Raw genomic sequence first — 16,499 nt, forward strand, 5'->3', positions numbered from 1 at the left:
TTGAGACCGAGTCGCTGCTTTCGCGAGCAGGGGATTTGTGAATGACACAGATCCAATGCGAGCCTGCTCGCGATGAACGATAACGCGGTCTACCGCCCGAACCGCCCCGGCCAACCAATAATGTTCTTCGGCCGTGGCGTCGCATACGTCCGCACCTTGGAAGTGGACAACCCTAATCGCACCAGCGATTCGGCAATGGTCACCGCCGCCGTCACGCCATCCACCACCGGAACCCCGGTGCGCTGGCGAATCTGTTCATCCAGCCCGGCCATGCCGCCGCAGCCCAGGCAAATCACTTCGGCCTTGTCTTCCTGCACCGCCAGTTCCGCCTGACGGACAATCGCCTCCAGCGCCCGTTGCGGATCGGATTCCAGTTCCAGCACCGCCAGACCACTGGCCCGCACCGACGCGCAGCGGTCCCACAGCCCCGACAGTTTTAGCCGGTCCTCGATCAGGGGCACGGTGCGGTCCAGGGTGGTGACCACCGAATAGGCATGGCCGAGGAACATCGCCGTACTGGCCGCTGCATCGGTGATGTCCACCACCGGCACGTTGAGCAATTCCTGCAAGCCTTCGCGACCGTGTTCGCCGTAGCCGGCCTGGATCACCGCATCGAAGGGCTGGTCGTAGGCCATGACCCGGTCCATTACGGCGATGGCGGCCAGGTAACTTTCGAAATTGCCTTCGATGGAGTCGGCGCCGAAGTAGGGCGTCAGGCCGACGATTTCCGTTCCCGGCGCGGCCACCGCCTGGGCGGATCGGGCGATGGCCTGAGTGATGGATTCGGTGGTGTTGACGTTGACCACGAGAATTCGCATGAGTAGTCCTTATTGCAGGGCGGTTCTGCGGCCCGGCGCTGGCGGGCCGCGAGTGGATTAGTGGCAGACGTTGTCGACTGCGATGCTTTCACCGCTGACGTCGGCGTAATGGGGCTGTCGCTTGGCGATGATCAGGTAGAGCATTGCGCCAATCCCGGCGCCGATCAGCCACGAGAACGGTGAAACAAGGTGGAAGCCCGGCACCAGCGCCAGGACGATGGCAATCAATGCGGCAGGAATGAACGCCGCTACGGCGCGTAAATTGACCCCGCGGCTGTAGTAATAAGCGCCGTTGGGGTCTTCGCTGTACAACTGCGGCACGTTGACCTGGCCTTTTCGTACAAGCCAGTAGTCGACCATGATCACGCCGTACAACGGGCCTAGCAGGGCGCCGAGGCCGGACAGGAAATACACGATCACCAGTGGGCTGTTGTAGAGATTCCACGGCAGGATCAGCACCGCGATGGTTGCGCTGATCAGCCCGGCGCGGCGGAAGGTCAGGTATTTAGGCGCCAGGTTACTGAGCACGAACGCCGGGGCGACGAAGTTGGCCATGATGTTCACCGCTACGGTGACGATCAGGAACGCCAGGCAGCCGAGCACCAGGAAGAAGGTGTTGGGGATCGAGGCGATGATTTCAGTCGGGCTTTCGATGATCCGGCCATTGATCTGAAATTGCGCACCACAAAGCAGGACGGTGATGGCCGCGAACACCAGAATATTCACCGGCAAGCCCCAGAAATTCCCGACCTTGATGGTTTTGCGGCACGGCGATGAACGGGCGAAGTCGCAGAAGTTGAGGATCAACGTCCCGTAGATCGCCAGCCACAATGCGCCACCGGCAAAAATATTGCGCCACATCTCACCACCGGTCAGCGGCTCGCGGATCGACCAGGCGATGGTTGCGTCGGCTTGGGTGTACATCCAGGCGGCGAGCGCGGCGACGGTCAGCAGAATCACCGGCCCGGCGAACGCTTCATAGCGCCGTACCATTTCCATGCCGTAGGCGAGGATGCCCAGTTGCACCAGCCAGATCGCCACGAAACATACCCAGCCCAGGCTCGACAGACCAAGGATCGAGTTGTGGTCGTAGTCGGCGAAGCCGGGATGCACCGCCGTCAGCAGCACGCGAAACACTACGGACGCCAGGTACGTCTGAATGCCGAACCAGGCGATGGCGATAATGGCGCGGATCAACGCAGGAATTTGCGCCCCGTGGATACCGAAACTGATCCGGCTGATGACAGGAAACGGCACGCCGGTCTTTTGCCCCATGTAGCCGGAAAGGTTCATGAAGCCATACACCAGCGCCGCGCCGATCCCCAGGGACAACAGAATCTGCCAGCCACCCAGACCCAGCGCATACAGGCCAATGGCGAAGGAATAGTTGGCGATGTTGTGAACGTCGTTGGTCCACAGGGCGAAGATGCTGTAGCGGCCCCAGCGTCGGCCTTCGGCCTTGGTCGGCGCCAGGTCCTTGTTGTGCAGGCGCGGGCTGAGCACCACGGGTTCTTGAACAGTTTGATCTTGAGCGGTGGGTGGAAAGGAGGGCAGATCCAGTGCGATGTTGTTATTGGAGAGGCTAGTACGCATTCCGGCAGGCTCCGAGCTTGGCGTCGCGATGACTGTGCATGAGCGTGAGCTCGACAAATCTTCGTCGCGGGCAAAAGCATCATTGGTTACGGGGCATCTGCAGCCTGTACGGGATAGGGCGCTTCAGGCTTGCGGATCTAAGTGTGTGTATGTTTTGAGTTGATTGTATACAAAACATGTATGCACTTAAGCCAGATCCATGCCAGCTACCGATCTATAAAAATAGGTTCTCATTTCGTTTTGTTGATGAATCACGATAAGTAACTGAAAAAAAGGCGATATAAATTGACCGGTTGAACAGGTATTTATTTTTCGTCGGAGGAGGTGGGAAAACTCGACTGGGGAAGTCAGGAAAAGAGGGTGTAACTTTTTGGGGCGCAGAAAACAAAAGTGCACACATAAATGGCACCTATGGTGACATTCGTGTGTACACATTTATAAAACAGAACACTAAGCCTGTGGGAGTGAGACCGGCTTGCCGGGGCATTCAACAGTATTGTTGACTGTTACACCGCTATCCCGAGCAGGCTCGCTCCCACAGGGGAATTCACCCGGCTCGGGCTCAGGCCTTGGACTTGCTGATGATATTCCCCGCATGCAGCCCGCATTCTTTCTGCGTCGCTTCTTCCCACCACCAACGGCCTTCACGTTCATGCTGGTTCGGCAGCACCGGGCGGGTGCAGGGTTCGCAGCCAATGCTGATGAAGCCGCGTTCGTGCAGGCTGTTGTACGGCAGTTCGAGCATGCGGATGTAACCCCAGATCTCTTCGCTGGTCATCTGCGCCAGCGGGTTGAATTTGTAGAGGGTGCGTTCCGGGGTGGAAAACGCGGTGTCGATTTCCATCACCGCGACGGCGCTGCGGGTACCCGGGCTCTGGTCCCGACGCTGGCCGGTGGCCCAGGCGCTCACGCCCGACAGTTTGCGACGCAGCGGTTCGATCTTGCGGATGCCGCAGCACTCGCCATGGCCGTCCTTGTAGAAACTGAACAGGCCTTTTTCCTTCACGAACGGCTCCAGTTTCGTGTAGTCCGGGGACACCAGCTCAATGTCGATCTTGTAGTGCTCGCGCACCTGATCGATGAAGCGGTAGGTCTCCGGGTGCAAGCGACCGGTGTCGAGGCTGAACACTTTGACGTTCTTGTTCAGCTTCCAGGCCATGTCCACGAGCACCACGTCTTCGGCGCCGCTGAAAGATATCCACAGGTCATCGCCAAACTCGGCAAACGCGAGTTTCAGGATGTCCTGGGCGGATTTGTTGGCATAGGTCGTGGCGAGTTCCACAACATCGAACGATGGGCTCATCAGGGCGGCTTCCTACAGGTCGGTGGCGCTGGGCGCTCTATATGGGGCTGATGGTAACAAAATCCTGCGGCGGCGGGCGCGCCCTGTGCGTTGCGCGGGGCAGCCTGAGTCGCTAGAGTTCGGCAGTCTTTTACTCGCTCGACTCAATAATCAATACAAATGGGAGTGTCTTGTGGAAATTGCCTGTCTGGATCTCGAAGGTGTGCTGGTCCCGGAAATCTGGATCGCGTTCGCTGAAAAAACCGGTATTGAATCCCTGAGGGCGACCACCCGGGACATTCCCGACTACGACGTGCTGATGAAGCAGCGCCTGCGGATTCTCGACGAGCACGGCTTGAAGCTCACTGACATCCAGGAAGTGATCGCCACGCTGAAGCCGCTGGACGGCGCCATCGAGTTCGTCAACTGGCTGCGTGAGCGGTTTCAGGTGGTGATTCTGTCGGACACGTTCTACGAGTTTTCCCAGCCGCTGATGCGTCAACTGGGCTTCCCGACCTTGCTGTGCCATCGCTTGATCACCGACGATTCGGGACGGGTGACGAGCTATCAGTTACGTCAGAAAGATCCGAAGCGGCAGTCGGTTCTGTCGTTCAAGAGTCTTTACTATCGGGTCATTGCGGCAGGGGATTCCTACAACGACACCACCATGCTCGGTGAGGCGGATGCGGGGATTCTGTTTCATGCGCCGGATAATGTGATTCGCGAGTTTCCGCAGTTCCCGGCGGTGCATACCTTTGAGGACTTGAAGCAGGAGTTCATCAAGGCTTCGAATCGGGCCTTAAGTCTGTAAACACAACCTGTGGCGAGGGGCAAGCTCCCTCGCCACAAAAGCCCGGAATCAAAGGTTTTGCAGGGTGTCGAGCAGAACCTTCACCTTGGTAATTGATTCCTGATACTCCGCCTGCCATTCCGAGTCCGCGACAATCCCGCCACCGCCCCAGCAGCACACCTGTCCATCCTTGACCAGCAAGCTGCGAATGGCGATGGAGCTGTCCATCTCGCCGCGCACGTCCAGGTACAGCAACGAGCCGCAGTACAACCCACGTCGGGTTGGCTCCAGCTCGTCGATGATCTGCATGGCACGAATCTTCGGCGCACCGGTTATCGATCCGCCCGGAAAACTGCCAGCGATCAGATCCAGCGCATCCCGGTCATCCGCCAGTTCGCCGGTCACGCTGCTCACCAGGTGATGCACATTCGGATAGCTTTCCAGACTGAACAACTCCGGCACCCGCACCGAGCCGATGCGGCAAGTGCGACCGAGGTCGTTGCGCAGCAGGTCGACGATCATCAGGTTCTCGGCACGGTCCTTGGGACTGGCCAGCAGTTCGGCAGCGTTCGCGGCGTCTTCGGCAGCCGTCAGGCCACGCGGACGGGTGCCTTTGATCGGGCGGGTTTCCACATGACGTTCACTGACTTTGACGAAGCGCTCAGGCGACAGACTCAACACCGCGCCGCCGTCGGGCAGGCTCTGGAAACCGGAAAACGGTGTCGGGCACGCGGCCCGCAGCGCGATATACGCGGCCCACGGATCACCCGCACATTGCGCACGAAAGCGCTGGGCGAAGTTCACCTGATAACAATCGCCCGCCTGGATGTACTGCTGAATGCGCTCAAGTGCGTGGCGATACTCGTCAGCGCTCAGGTCGGCCTTCATCGGGGCTTTCAAACTGAACGGCTCGATCGGCTCAACCGCAGGCTGACTGAACAAGGCGATCAAGCGCTGGCGCTCGCTGTCGATCAGTGTCGGGTGGAACACCAGTTGACTGGTAGCCAAATGGTGATCGCTGATCAATGCCCAGTCGTACAGCCCGAAACGCGCATCCGGCAATTGCAGGTCGTCCTGCGCCTGGCTCGGCAGGTGTTCAAGATGCCGTCCGAAGTCATAACTCAGATAACCGATCAACCCGCCGGCGAATGGCAGTTCATCGGAGACTGCCGCTTCACCCAGTCGTGCCAGATGGTCGCGAAGGCGTTGCAGGAAATCGCTGCCACTTTCGTCAGGCAATACGGCTATTTGCTGCAGCGGCCAGGCGCTGAGCAGGTCATAACGCCCGCGATCAGCGGTGGGCCGGCCGCTGTCGAGCAGCACGGCACCGGGGGCATGACGAATCGCCGCGAAGTACTCGGCGGGGTTGGCGCGATAGGGCAGCGGGTGTACGGAACAGGTCAACATGGGCGGGGCAGATCAGCCATCGAGGCGGGGGTGCGATTGTAGTCCTCTGCAGGATTTGCTCCTAGAGGGGATGTCGGGGATTGGCAGATTGGGGACAGGGTTGCGAGGTTTGGTGACTGTTAGTCAGTCTTCGCGGGCAAGCCTCGCTCCTACGGGTTTGTGCCGTTCGCCGAGAATGTGAACGACGCTAGATCTGTAGGAGCGAGGCTTGCCCGCGAAGGCAGCGACTCAGTTTCGGATCAGCCTTCGACGGCAGGAATATGCCCAAACATCTCCTGAACAAACTCGACCCGCTCCTGAACCGACTCAACAACCCCGCGCGCTTTCAGCTCTTCCAGCCGCGCTTCAACCGCATGGGTGCGCAGCGTCAGGCCGCAATCGTTGGCAATCTGGATGTTCAACCCGGGCCGGGCATTGAGCTCAAGAATCAGCGGGCCTTTTTCCTGGTCGAGCACCATGTCGACACCGATGTAGCCCAGCCCGCACAGCTCATAACAGCCGGCAGCGAGTTTCATGAAACCGTCCCAGTAGGGCAGTTGCACGCCGTCCACCGCGTTGGTGGTGTCCGGATGTTTGGTGATGATGTTGTTCAGCCAGGTGCCGCGCAGCGTCTGCCCGGTGGCGAGATCGACGCCGACGCCGATGGCGCCCTGGTGCAGGTTGGCCTTGCCGCCGGACTGGCGCGTCGGCAGGCGCAACATCGCCATCACCGGATAGCCCATCAACACGATGATGCGAATGTCCGGGACGCCTTCGTAGCTGATGCTTTTGAAGATCTGGTCCGGGATCACGCGGTATTCGATCAGTGCGCGGTCACGGTGACCGCCCAGGGAATACAGGCCGGTGAGGATGCTGGAGACATGGTGCTCGATCTCCTCATGACTGATGATCTTGCCGGACACCGTGCGATAGCGGCCCTCGAAACGGTCGGCAACCACAATGATGCCGTCGCCGCCCGCGCCCTGGGCCGGTTTGATCACGAAGTCGGTGCGCTCGCCGATGATCTTGTCGAGGTTATCGATTTCCTTCTCGGTGGAGATCACGCCGTACAGTTCCGGCACATGAATACCGGCGGCGATCGCGCATTCCTTGGTGATGATCTTGTCATCGACAATCGGGTACAGGCTGCGCTTGTTGTACTTGAGCACGTAGTCCGCGTTACGCCGATTGATCCCCATGATGCCCCGGGCTTCCAGGGCCTTCCAGGTCTTCCAGAAGCCGAACATCAAGAGTCAGCCTTCTTGAGGAAAGCCTTGAAGCGCACCAGTTCAGTCAGGCGGTAACCGCGATAACGCCCCATCGCCAGCATGAAACCCACCAGGATCAGCAGGATCGCCGGGAAGGTGAACACGAAGTACACCAGCTCCGGCACGCTCATGATCAGGTGCGCCAGGGAGGCGGCAAACAGCGTACCGATCGCCACTTTCATCGCATGCCCGGAACCGCGTTCTTCCCAGGTAATCGACAGGCGTTCGATGGTCATGGTCAGAATCACCATCGGGAACAGCGCCACCGACAGCCCGCGTTCCAGGCCGAGTTTATGGCTGAACAGGCTGATCGCCGCGATCAGCACCACCACGAAGGTCAGCACCACCGACAGCCTCGGCAGCATCTGCAATTTCAAGTGTTCAAGGTAGGAGCGCAGTGACAGCCCGAGCGCCGTGATGACCGTAAACAGCACGATGCCGAAGCCAAGCTGGGTTTCGCGGAAGGCGAGGGCGATCAGCACCGGGGTAAAGGTACCGAGGGTCTGCAGGCCGATCAGGTTGCGCAGGATCAGGATTACCAGCACGCCGATCGGGATCATCACCATGATCATGAAGGTCTGCTGGGTTTGCAGGGGCAAACCGTACAGCGAGTATTCGAGGAAGTTGGCGTCGGTGTTTTCGTCGGTCAGCTTGGCCAGTCGAATCGCGTTCATTTCGCTGTTGTTCAGGCTGAACGTCACGTTGGCTTTCTTGCCGCCATCGACGGTGATCAGGTTTTCGTCGCCGGTCCACCACAGCAGGCGGTCGGACGGCAGGCCTTGTTCGCCGGTTTCCGGGTTGAAGTACAGCCAGTCGGTGCCGTTGAAGCTGCGCAGCCAGAGTTCCGGCGTTTGCGGCTGATCGGCCACCAGACGGATGGTGTGGACCTTTTCCACCGGCACGTGGGCGATGGACAGGACCAACTCGACGATTTTCGCCTTGTGCCCGGGGGAAGGATCGCCGCCCAGCAACAGCTTCACGTTGTCATCGTTGAGATTGTTGACACGCTTGATGGCTTCGCCGATGAAGGTTTCGACGTCGGCCGAGTGTTGTCGGATCGGCGCGAGCAGGGCTTCGGCGGCGATTTTTTCCGCACCTTCGACGGCGATGCTGTCGCGGAAGGTCGGGCCCTTGACCTTGGATTTTTCGCCGGTGTAGCGCTTGGTCAGCACCAGGCGGTAATAAAGGGTCTGATTGCCCTTGGCCCGGCGCGCCGACCAGGTCACCTTGCGGTTGCCGTCGACACGGTTTACGGCGACGCCGTAGTTATTGGAAATGAAACTCTCATTGAGGCTGACGTAGTCGCGGCTCAGCGGCGGCACGAACATCTGGATCTTGACCGGGTCTTTGGCACTGGCGACGAACTCGACCTTGGCGTCGATGTTCCACAAGTCGTCGGTGGCGTCCTCGGTCACGGGAATGCCGAGCACGAAAATCTGATAGGCCGTAACTGAAATGCCCAGCACCACCAGGATGGCGATCAGCAGTTTCAGATGGAGGGTAAGAGCGCGCATTGGAATTACTCTGCGGTATGTGCGTCGGTGGCGCAGGCGGGTTTGCCAGCAGCGTATTTAAGACTGGGGTCGACCAGCGCGTCGAAGCGTTTCAGCGCTTCGGAGCCGATCAAGAGCGGGTATTGGAAGGCGCTACGGTCGGTTAGGTTCACTTCGATACTGCGTAAAGCCGAACCCATGCAGATATCCAGCTCGATCACCGGACGGGCGGTGTACTTCTTGCCCTCTTCCGGGTCGTAGTCGCCGGCACGACGCTTGATCTTGCTGACGCGGGCCAGTGGCCGTTCGATGGGGTGCGAATGCGCTGCGTCGATGGCCAGATAGAAGCGCACCCAAGACTCGCCATTGCGTTTGAAACGTTTGATGTCGCGGGCACTCAGGGACGCTGTTTTCGCCCCGGTGTCGAGTTTGGCGGCGACTTCCAGGTTGATGCCGTCCAGGGAAGCATACTCGTTGAGGCCGTACACGGTCTTTTCCCCCGCCACGGCGAAACCGGGCAGGCAAAGAAGATAAAGGAATGTCGGGAGGGGCTTGAGTCTCATAAATCCTGGTGCGCAGCGGTCCGTACTTCAATTCAAGGCCCTGGCATCGCTGCGCAAGCTCCCTCGTATGCCTATCAACTATTTATGACAAGCCGTGCAGATGTCACAGACAAATGCGGGCGGCATTCTAGCACGGTGGGTTTATGGCGCCAGCGCTGGCGGGGGGCTATAAACAGAAGGGCTGCCTTGTTGTGGTGCAGTCGGTTATTAGACGATTGTCGACAATACCTATTTATCCTTTGACTGTTGCGGCTGTTTTCGCTAGTTTTTGCGGCATTGGCTTTCAAGGTGTCGACAATATGCTGGATCAACTCGATCCCCCGGTGGTTACGCAAGACGAATCGGAGACGCTTTCCGAAAACGTCTTCCGCCGCATTCAGGCGGCCATCGTCAAAGGCGAGATCGCCCCGGGCAGCAAGATCTCCGAGCCGGAGCTGGCGCGCACCTACGGCATCAGCCGCGGGCCGTTGCGCGAGGCGATCCATCGACTGGAAGGCCAGCGCCTGCTGGTCCGCGTACCGCACGTTGGGGCGCGGGTGGTTTCGCTTAGCCATGCCGAGCTGCTGGAGCTCTACGAGATTCGCGAATCCCTCGAAGGCATGGCCTGTCGGCTGGCGGCCGAACGCATGACCGTCGAAGAAATCGACGAACTGCGCCGGGTCCTCGAAACCCACGAGCGCGATGAGGCGTTTCAGGCCGGCGTTGGCTATTACCAGCAGGAAGGCGACTTCGATTTCCACTACCGGATCATCCAGGGCAGCGGCAACCGCACCCTGACGCAGATGCTGTGCGGCGAGCTCTACCAGCTGGTGCGCATGTACCGCATCCAGTTTTCCACCACGCCCAATCGCCCGCACCAGGCCTTTGCCGAGCACCACCGAATTCTCGACGCCATCGCCGACCGTGACGGTGAGCTCGCCGAGTTGTTGATGCGCCGTCACATCGGCGCCTCCAAACGCAATATCGCCCGTCACTACCAGGACGGCGCTAACCAGACAGCCACTGAACGAGGTGAGTCATGAGTTCCAACAAGAGCACTCCAGGCCAGCGTTTCCGCGATGCGGTCGCCAGCGAACATCCGCTGCAAGTGGTCGGCGCGATCAACGCCAACCACGCGCTGCTGGCCAAGCGCGCCGGTTTCAAGGCCATTTACCTGTCGGGTGGCGGGGTGGCTGCCGGCTCCCTCGGCGTGCCGGACCTGGGCATCACCGGCCTGGATGACGTGCTGACCGACGTGCGTCGCATTACCGACGTGTGCGACCTGCCGCTGCTGGTGGACGTGGACACCGGTTTCGGTTCCTCGGCGTTCAACGTCGCGCGCACCGTCAAGTCGATGATCAAGTTCGGCGCGGCGGCGATCCATATTGAAGACCAGGTCGGCGCCAAGCGCTGCGGTCACCGTCCAAATAAAGAGATCGTGTCGCTGCAGGAAATGGTCGACCGGATCAAGGCCGCCGTCGATGCGCGCACCGATGACAGCTTCGTGATCATGGCTCGCACCGACGCCCTGGCAGTGGAAGGTCTGGAATCCGCGCTGGATCGCGCCGCCGCCTGCATCGAAGCCGGCGCCGACATGATCTTCCCGGAAGCCATCACCGAACTGGACATGTACAAGCTGTTCGCCAACCGCGTGAAAGCGCCGATCCTGGCTAACATCACCGAATTCGGCGCGACGCCGCTGTACACCACCGAGCAACTCGCCGCTGCCGATGTGTCGCTGGTGCTGTACCCGCTGTCCGCTTTCCGCGCGATGAACAAGGCGGCGGAAAACGTCTACACCGCAATCCGTCGCGACGGCACGCAACAGAACGTGATCGACACCATGCAGACCCGCATGGAGCTTTACGATCGCATCGACTACCACACCTTCGAGCAGAAGCTCGATGCGTTGTTTGCCGCGAAGAAGTAACGAAAGCCCTGTAGGAGCGAAGCTTGCTCTGGGCGGCGATCCGACGAAGACGCACTGACATTCACATTGATGTCGTCTGATACAGCGCTTTCGCGAGCAAGCATCGCTCCTACAAGTTTCCCTGACAAATTCAAGAAAAACTGGAGACAGCAATGGCCGAAGCAAAAGTACTCAGTGGCGCCGGGCTCCGTGGCCAGGTTGCCGGGCAAACCGCTCTGTCCACCGTGGGCCAATCGGGCGCAGGCCTGACCTATCGCGGCTACGACGTTCGCGAACTGGCGGCCGACGCGCAATTCGAAGAAGTGGCTTATCTGCTGCTTTACGGTGAATTGCCGACCAAGGCACAACTCGCCGCTTACATCAGCAAACTGGGCAAGCTGCGCGACCTGCCGCAAGCGCTCAAAGAAGTACTGGAACGCATTCCTGCCGACGCCCACCCGATGGACGTGATGCGCACCGGTTGCTCGTTCCTGGGCAACATCGAGCCGGAGAAAGACTTCTCCGAACAACACGACGTGACCGACCGCCTGCTCGCCGCGTTCCCGGCGATCATGTGCTACTGGTATCGCTTCAGCCATGACGGCAAGCGCATCAGCTGCGTGAGCGACGAACAATCCATCGGCGGCCACTTCCTACACTTGCTGCACGGCAAGAAACCGAGCGATTTGCACGTCAAGGTGATGAACGTTTCGCTGATCCTCTACGCGGAACACGAGTTCAACGCCTCGACCTTCACCGCACGGGTGTGCGCCTCGACGCTGTCGGACATGTATTCCTGCGTCACCGCAGCCATCGGTTCGTTGCGCGGCCCTCTGCACGGCGGCGCCAACGAAGCGGCGATGGAAATGATCGAGCGCTTCTCGTCGCCTGAAGAGGCCGTCGAGGGCACCCTCGGCATGCTGGCGCGCAAGGACAAGATCATGGGCTTCGGCCACGCGATCTATAAAGACAACGATCCGCGTAACGAAGTGATCAAGGGCTGGTCGAAAAAACTCGCTGAAGAAGTGGGCGACACCGTGCTGTTCCCGGTTTCCGAAGCCATCGACGCGACCATGTGGGAACAGAAGAAACTGTTCCCGAACGCCGACTTCTACCATGCGTCGACGTACCACTTCATGGGCATTCCGACCAAGTTGTTCACACCGATCTTCGTCTGCTCGCGCCTGACCGGCTGGGCGGCGCACGTGTTCGAACAGCGTGCCAACAACCGCATCATCCGCCCGAGCGCCGAGTATGTCGGCGTCGAACAGCGCAAGTTCGTGCCAATCGAACAACGCTGAATGGTGAAGGCCTGCACCGGGATCTGAACTCTACGCAGATCCCTGTAGGAGCGAGCCTGCTCGCGATGACGGACTGACATTCAAAATGGATGTCGACTGATTGACCGCTATCGCGAGCAGGCTCACTCCTACAGTGGATTGTGTGCATTTCAGGTGCTGTGCCAGGCCCCACCTTTTGAAACTACCGTGACCGAGTCCTGACGATGAACACTGAATTCCGTAAACCGCTGCCCGGCAGCCATCTGGATTACTTCGACGTCCGCGCGGCTGTCGAGGCCATCCAGCCTGGCGCCTACGACACTCTGCCGTACACCTCACGCGTGCTGGCGGAAAACCTGGTACGTCGCTGCGACCCGGCCACGCTCACCGAATCCCTGAAGCAATTCATCGAGCGCAAACGCGACCTCGACTTCCCGTGGTTCCCGGCTCGCGTGGTGTGCCACGACATCCTCGGCCAGACCGCGCTGGTCGACCTCGCCGGCCTGCGTGACGCCATCGCCCTGCAAGGTGGTGACCCGGCGCAAGTGAACCCGGTGGTGCCGACGCAGTTGATCGTCGACCATTCCCTGGCCGTCGAGCGCGGAGGCTTCGACCCGGAGGCGTTCGAGAAGAATCGCGCCATCGAAGACCGTCGCAACGAAGACCGTTTCCACTTCATCAACTGGACCAAAAAGGCCTTCAAGAACGTTGATGTGATTCCACCGGGCAACGGCATCATGCACCAGATCAACCTGGAGAAAATGTCTCCGGTGATCCAGGTACGTGACGGCGTGGCGTTCCCCGACACTTGCGTCGGCACCGACAGCCACACCCCGCACGTCGATGCACTGGGCGTGATCGCCATCGGTGTCGGTGGTCTGGAAGCCGAGAGCGTGATGCTCGGCCGTGCGTCGTGGATGCGTCTGCCGGAAAGCGTCGGCGTTGAACTGACCGGCAAGCTGCAACCGGGCATCACTGCCACTGACATGGTGCTGGCGTTGACCGAGTTCCTGCGCAAGCAAAAAGTGGTCGGCGCATGGCTGGAATTCTTCGGTGAAGGCGCCGCCGCGCTGACCCTCGGCGACCGCGCCACCATCTCCAACATGGCCCCGGAATACGGCGCCACGGCGGCGATGTTCTACATCGACCAGCAAACCATCGACTACCTCAAACTCACCGGCCGTGAAGACGAGCAGGTGCAGTTGGTCGAGAACTACGCCAAGCAAACCGGCCTGTGGGCTGACAGCCTGAAAGGCGCGCAATACGAGCGCGGCCTGACGTTCGACTTGTCCACCGTCGTGCGCAACATGGCCGGCCCGAGCAACCCGCACGCCCGCGTCGCCACCTCGGATCTCGCCGCCCAAGGCATCTCCGGTCAGTGGGACGACGTTCCTGGCCAGATGCCGGATGGCGCGGTGATCATCGCCGCCATCACCAGCTGCACCAACACCAGTAACCCGCGCAACGTGATTGCCGCCGGCCTGCTGGCGCGCAACGCCAACAAGCTCGGCCTGACCCGCAAGCCGTGGGTCAAATCGTCCCTGGCGCCGGGTTCGAAAACCGTGGCGCTGTACCTGGACGAAGCCGGCCTGACGACTGAGCTGGAGCAACTTGGTTTCGGCGTCGTGGCGTTCGCTTGCACCACGTGTAACGGCATGTCCGGTGCGCTGGATCCGGTGATCCAGCAAGAGATCATCGACCGCGACCTGTACGCCACCGCCGTGCTCTCCGGTAACCGCAACTTCGACGGCCGGATTCACCCGTATGCCAAGAACGCGTTCCTTGCTTCGCCGCCGTTGGTGGTTGCTTACGCCATCGCCGGCACCATCCGTTTCGACATCGAAAAAGATGTGCTGGGCCTGGACGCCGAAGGCAAGGAAATCCGCCTGAAAGACATCTGGCCGAGCGACGAAGAAATCGACGCCGTGGTCAAGGCGTCGGTCAAGCCGGAGCAGTTCCGTCAGGTCTACATCCCGATGTTCGCCATCCATGAAGACACCGGCCCGAAAGTCACGCCGCTGTACGACTGGCGCGAGATGAGCACTTACATCCGCCGTCCGCCGTACTGGGAAGGCGCGCTGGCCGGCGCACGTCCGCTCAAGGGCATGCGCCCATTGGCGGTGCTGCCGGATAACATCACCACCGATCACCTGTCGCCGTCGAACGCGATCATGCTGGACAGCGCGGCGGGTGAATACCTGGCGAAAATGGGCTTGCCGGAAGAGGACTTCAACTCTTACGCGACTCACCGTGGCGACCACCTGACCGCGCAACGCGCCACCTTCGCCAACCCGAAACTGTTCAATGAAATGGTTCAGGAAAACGGCAAGGTCAAGCAGGGTTCTCTCGCTCGCGTCGAGCCGGAAGGCAAAGTGATGCGCATGTGGGAAGCCATCGAAACCTACATGGAGCGCAAGCAGCCGCTGATCATCATTGCCGGCGCCGATTACGGTCAGGGTTCGTCCCGCGACTGGGCGGCCAAGGGCGTGCGTCTGGCGGGTGTCGAGGCGATTGCCGCTGAAGGTTTCGAGCGCATCCACCGCACCAACCTGGTGGGTATGGGCGTGTTGCCCCTGGAGTTCAAGCCGGGCACCGACCGTCACACACTGGCCATCGACGGCAGCGAAACCTACGACGTGATCGGTGAGCGCACGCCGCGTGCCGAACTGACGCTGGTGATCAACCGCAAGAACGGCGAACGCGTCGAAGTGCCGGTGACCTGCCGCCTCGACACCGCTGAAGAAGTGTCGATCTACGAGGCCGGCGGCGTGTTGCAGCGTTTCGCTCAGGACTTCCTCGAAGAATCGGCGGTTGCCGTTTAACACGATGAGTTCGGGCGGGACCCCGCGGTCCCGCTCGATCCTAAAAGGACCATCATGGCTCACGCACCTCAGATCAAAATCCCCGCCACCTACATGCGCGGCGGCACCAGCAAAGGCGTGTTTTTCAGCCTCAAAGACCTGCCCGAAGCGGCACAGATTCCCGGCCCGGCGCGCGATGCCTTGTTGCTGCGCGTGATCGGCAGCCCCGACCCTTACGACAAGCAAATCGACGGTATGGGCGGCGCGACGTCCAGCACCAGCAAAACCGTGATCCTGTCGAAAAGCACCAAGGCTGATCACGACGTCGATTACCTGTTCGGTCAGGTCTCGATCGACAAGCCTTTCGTCGACTGGAGCGGTAATTGCGGCAACCTGTCGGCAGCGGTCGGTTCGTTCGCCATCAGCAATGGTTTGGTGGACGCCAGCCGCATTCCGCAGAACGGCATCGCCGTGGTGCGCGTATGGCAGGCCAACATCGGCAAGACCATCATCGCCCACGTGCCGATCACTAACGGTGAAGTGCAGGAAACCGGCGATTTCGAACTCGACGGCGTGACCTTTCCCGCCGCTGAAGTGCAGGTCGAATTCATGGACCCTGCCGCGGAAGAAGAGGGTGGCGGCGGTTCAATGTTCCCCACCGGCAATCTGGTGGATGACCTGGAAGTGCCCGGCGTCGGGACCTTCAAGGCAACCATGATCAATGCCGGCATCCCGACGATTTTCGTCAATGCCGAAGACATTGGCTACACCGGCACCGAGTTGCAGGGGGCGATCAATGGCGATCCGAAAGCGCTGCTGATGTTCGAGACGATCCGTGCTTATGGCGCGTTGCGCATGGGCCTGATCAAGGACCTGGACGAAGCGGCCAAGCGTCAGCACACACCTAAGGTGGCCTTTGTGGCAAAGCCGGCGGACTACGTGTCGTCCAGCGGCAAAGCCATTGCGGCAGGGGATGTCGACCTGCTGGTACGTGCGTTGTCGATGGGTAAATTGCACCACGCGATGATGGGCACGGCGGCCGTTGCCATCGGCACGGCGGCGGCGATTACCGGCACCTTGGTCAACCTCGCGGCGGGTGGAATCGAACGCAATGCCGTGCGCTTCGGGCATCCGTCCGGCACCTTGCGTGTGGGCGCTGAAGCTAGCCTGGTGAACGGTGAATGGAAAGTGAACAAGGCCATCATGAGCCGCAGTGCGCGGGTGTTGATGGAAGGTTACGTCCGCGTGCCGGGTGATTCCTTCTAACAACACCTAACGCCTGTAGGAGCCAGGCTTGCCGGCGAAGGCGCCCTCAAGATCGCCTTCGCCAGCAAGCC

Annotated in this window: 13 protein-coding genes; 6 read left to right on the forward strand and 7 right to left on the reverse strand. The window is 60.4% G+C overall.

Annotated features, from left to right (window positions below; translation table 11 throughout):
• Positions 1 to 89: 89 nt before the first annotated feature.
• The 3 genes from BLU63_RS20615 to BLU63_RS20625 form a co-directional block, all read right to left on the reverse strand.
• A complete protein-coding gene (locus BLU63_RS20615; protein ID WP_010456567.1) occupies positions 90 to 818 on the reverse strand; it encodes an aspartate/glutamate racemase family protein in 729 nt (242 codons plus the stop codon).
• A 57-nt stretch (positions 819 to 875) separates the two neighbouring features.
• On the reverse strand, positions 876 to 2,411 hold the full coding sequence (locus BLU63_RS20620) for an NCS1 family nucleobase:cation symporter-1 (protein WP_077748186.1): 1,536 nt from the start codon (positions 2,409 to 2,411) through the stop codon (positions 876 to 878).
• A 562-nt stretch (positions 2,412 to 2,973) separates the two neighbouring features.
• A complete protein-coding gene (locus BLU63_RS20625) occupies positions 2,974 to 3,714 on the reverse strand; it encodes a phosphoadenylyl-sulfate reductase (RefSeq protein WP_010456562.1) in 741 nt (246 codons plus the stop codon).
• 172 nt (positions 3,715 to 3,886) lie between these two features.
• Here BLU63_RS20625 and thrH point away from each other — a divergent pair, with 172 nt between their 5' ends.
• Positions 3,887 to 4,504 (forward strand): bifunctional phosphoserine phosphatase/homoserine phosphotransferase ThrH, encoded by a 618-nt coding sequence (gene thrH, locus BLU63_RS20630; RefSeq protein ID WP_010456561.1) that lies wholly within the window; start codon positions 3,887 to 3,889, stop codon positions 4,502 to 4,504.
• 48 nt (positions 4,505 to 4,552) lie between these two features.
• Here the strand turns inward: thrH and pabB are convergent, their stop codons facing one another.
• The 4 genes from pabB to rloA form a co-directional block, all read right to left on the reverse strand.
• Positions 4,553 to 5,890 carry an aminodeoxychorismate synthase component I gene (gene pabB / locus BLU63_RS20635; RefSeq protein ID WP_083376054.1) on the reverse strand — a complete coding sequence of 446 codons (1,338 nt, stop codon included), beginning with the start codon at positions 5,888 to 5,890 and terminating at the stop codon, positions 4,553 to 4,555.
• A 239-nt stretch (positions 5,891 to 6,129) separates the two neighbouring features.
• A complete protein-coding gene (locus BLU63_RS20640; protein WP_083376055.1) occupies positions 6,130 to 7,116 on the reverse strand; it encodes an alpha-L-glutamate ligase-like protein in 987 nt (328 codons plus the stop codon).
• Positions 7,116 to 8,651 (reverse strand): osmotic stress tolerance membrane protein RloB, encoded by a 1,536-nt coding sequence (rloB, locus tag BLU63_RS20645; protein ID WP_077748188.1) that lies wholly within the window; start codon positions 8,649 to 8,651, stop codon positions 7,116 to 7,118. The genes BLU63_RS20640 and rloB overlap by 1 nt, the downstream gene beginning before the upstream one ends.
• A gap of 5 nt (positions 8,652 to 8,656) precedes the next feature.
• Positions 8,657 to 9,193, reverse strand: a complete 537-nt coding sequence (gene rloA, locus BLU63_RS20650) for a retropepsin-like aspartic peptidase RloA (protein WP_010456553.1) — start codon at positions 9,191 to 9,193, stop codon at positions 8,657 to 8,659.
• Between the two features lie 299 nt (positions 9,194 to 9,492).
• Here rloA and BLU63_RS20655 point away from each other — a divergent pair, with 299 nt between their 5' ends.
• From BLU63_RS20655 to prpF, 5 genes are all read left to right on the forward strand, one after another.
• Entirely contained in the window at positions 9,493 to 10,215 is a 723-nt protein-coding gene (locus tag BLU63_RS20655) for a GntR family transcriptional regulator (protein ID WP_010456551.1), read from the forward strand.
• A complete protein-coding gene (prpB, locus tag BLU63_RS20660) occupies positions 10,212 to 11,102 on the forward strand; it encodes a methylisocitrate lyase (protein WP_010456549.1) in 891 nt (296 codons plus the stop codon). The genes BLU63_RS20655 and prpB overlap by 4 nt, the downstream gene beginning before the upstream one ends.
• A 152-nt stretch (positions 11,103 to 11,254) precedes the next feature.
• On the forward strand, positions 11,255 to 12,382 hold the full coding sequence (gene prpC / locus BLU63_RS20665; RefSeq protein ID WP_077748190.1) for a bifunctional 2-methylcitrate synthase/citrate synthase: 1,128 nt from the start codon (positions 11,255 to 11,257) through the stop codon (positions 12,380 to 12,382).
• Positions 12,383 to 12,585: 203 nt separating this feature from the next.
• Positions 12,586 to 15,183, forward strand: a complete 2,598-nt coding sequence (gene acnD / locus BLU63_RS20670; RefSeq protein WP_010456544.1) for a Fe/S-dependent 2-methylisocitrate dehydratase AcnD — start codon at positions 12,586 to 12,588, stop codon at positions 15,181 to 15,183.
• A 54-nt stretch (positions 15,184 to 15,237) separates the two neighbouring features.
• Positions 15,238 to 16,428 (forward strand): 2-methylaconitate cis-trans isomerase PrpF, encoded by a 1,191-nt coding sequence (gene prpF / locus BLU63_RS20675; protein ID WP_010456542.1) that lies wholly within the window; start codon positions 15,238 to 15,240, stop codon positions 16,426 to 16,428.
• Positions 16,429 to 16,499 lie beyond the last annotated feature (71 nt).

Source organism: Pseudomonas mandelii (genome assembly GCF_900106065.1).
In the GTDB taxonomy this organism is placed as follows: domain Bacteria; phylum Pseudomonadota; class Gammaproteobacteria; order Pseudomonadales; family Pseudomonadaceae; genus Aquipseudomonas; species Aquipseudomonas mandelii.

What these genes read in the sequence shown, in the direction of transcription:
- BLU63_RS20615 (WP_010456567.1), bottom strand. Translation starts at nt 818, where the DNA reads ATGCGAATTCTCGTGGTCAACGTCAACACCACCGAATCCATCACTCAG.
- BLU63_RS20620 (WP_077748186.1), bottom strand. Translation starts at nt 2,411, where the DNA reads ATGCGTACTAGCCTCTCCAATAACAACATCGCACTGGATCTGCCCTCC.
- BLU63_RS20625 (WP_010456562.1), bottom strand. Translation starts at nt 3,714, where the DNA reads ATGAGCCCATCGTTCGATGTTGTGGAACTCGCCACGACCTATGCCAAC.
- pabB (WP_083376054.1), bottom strand. Translation starts at nt 5,890, where the DNA reads ATGTTGACCTGTTCCGTACACCCGCTGCCCTATCGCGCCAACCCCGCC.
- BLU63_RS20640 (WP_083376055.1), bottom strand. Translation starts at nt 7,116, where the DNA reads ATGTTCGGCTTCTGGAAGACCTGGAAGGCCCTGGAAGCCCGGGGCATC.
- rloB (WP_077748188.1), bottom strand. Translation starts at nt 8,651, where the DNA reads ATGCGCGCTCTTACCCTCCATCTGAAACTGCTGATCGCCATCCTGGTG.
- rloA (WP_010456553.1), bottom strand. Translation starts at nt 9,193, where the DNA reads ATGAGACTCAAGCCCCTCCCGACATTCCTTTATCTTCTTTGCCTGCCC.
- BLU63_RS20655 (WP_010456551.1), top strand. Translation starts at nt 9,493, where the DNA reads ATGCTGGATCAACTCGATCCCCCGGTGGTTACGCAAGACGAATCGGAG.
- prpB (WP_010456549.1), top strand. Translation starts at nt 10,212, where the DNA reads ATGAGTTCCAACAAGAGCACTCCAGGCCAGCGTTTCCGCGATGCGGTC.
- prpC (WP_077748190.1), top strand. Translation starts at nt 11,255, where the DNA reads ATGGCCGAAGCAAAAGTACTCAGTGGCGCCGGGCTCCGTGGCCAGGTT.
- acnD (WP_010456544.1), top strand. Translation starts at nt 12,586, where the DNA reads ATGAACACTGAATTCCGTAAACCGCTGCCCGGCAGCCATCTGGATTAC.
- prpF (WP_010456542.1), top strand. Translation starts at nt 15,238, where the DNA reads ATGGCTCACGCACCTCAGATCAAAATCCCCGCCACCTACATGCGCGGC.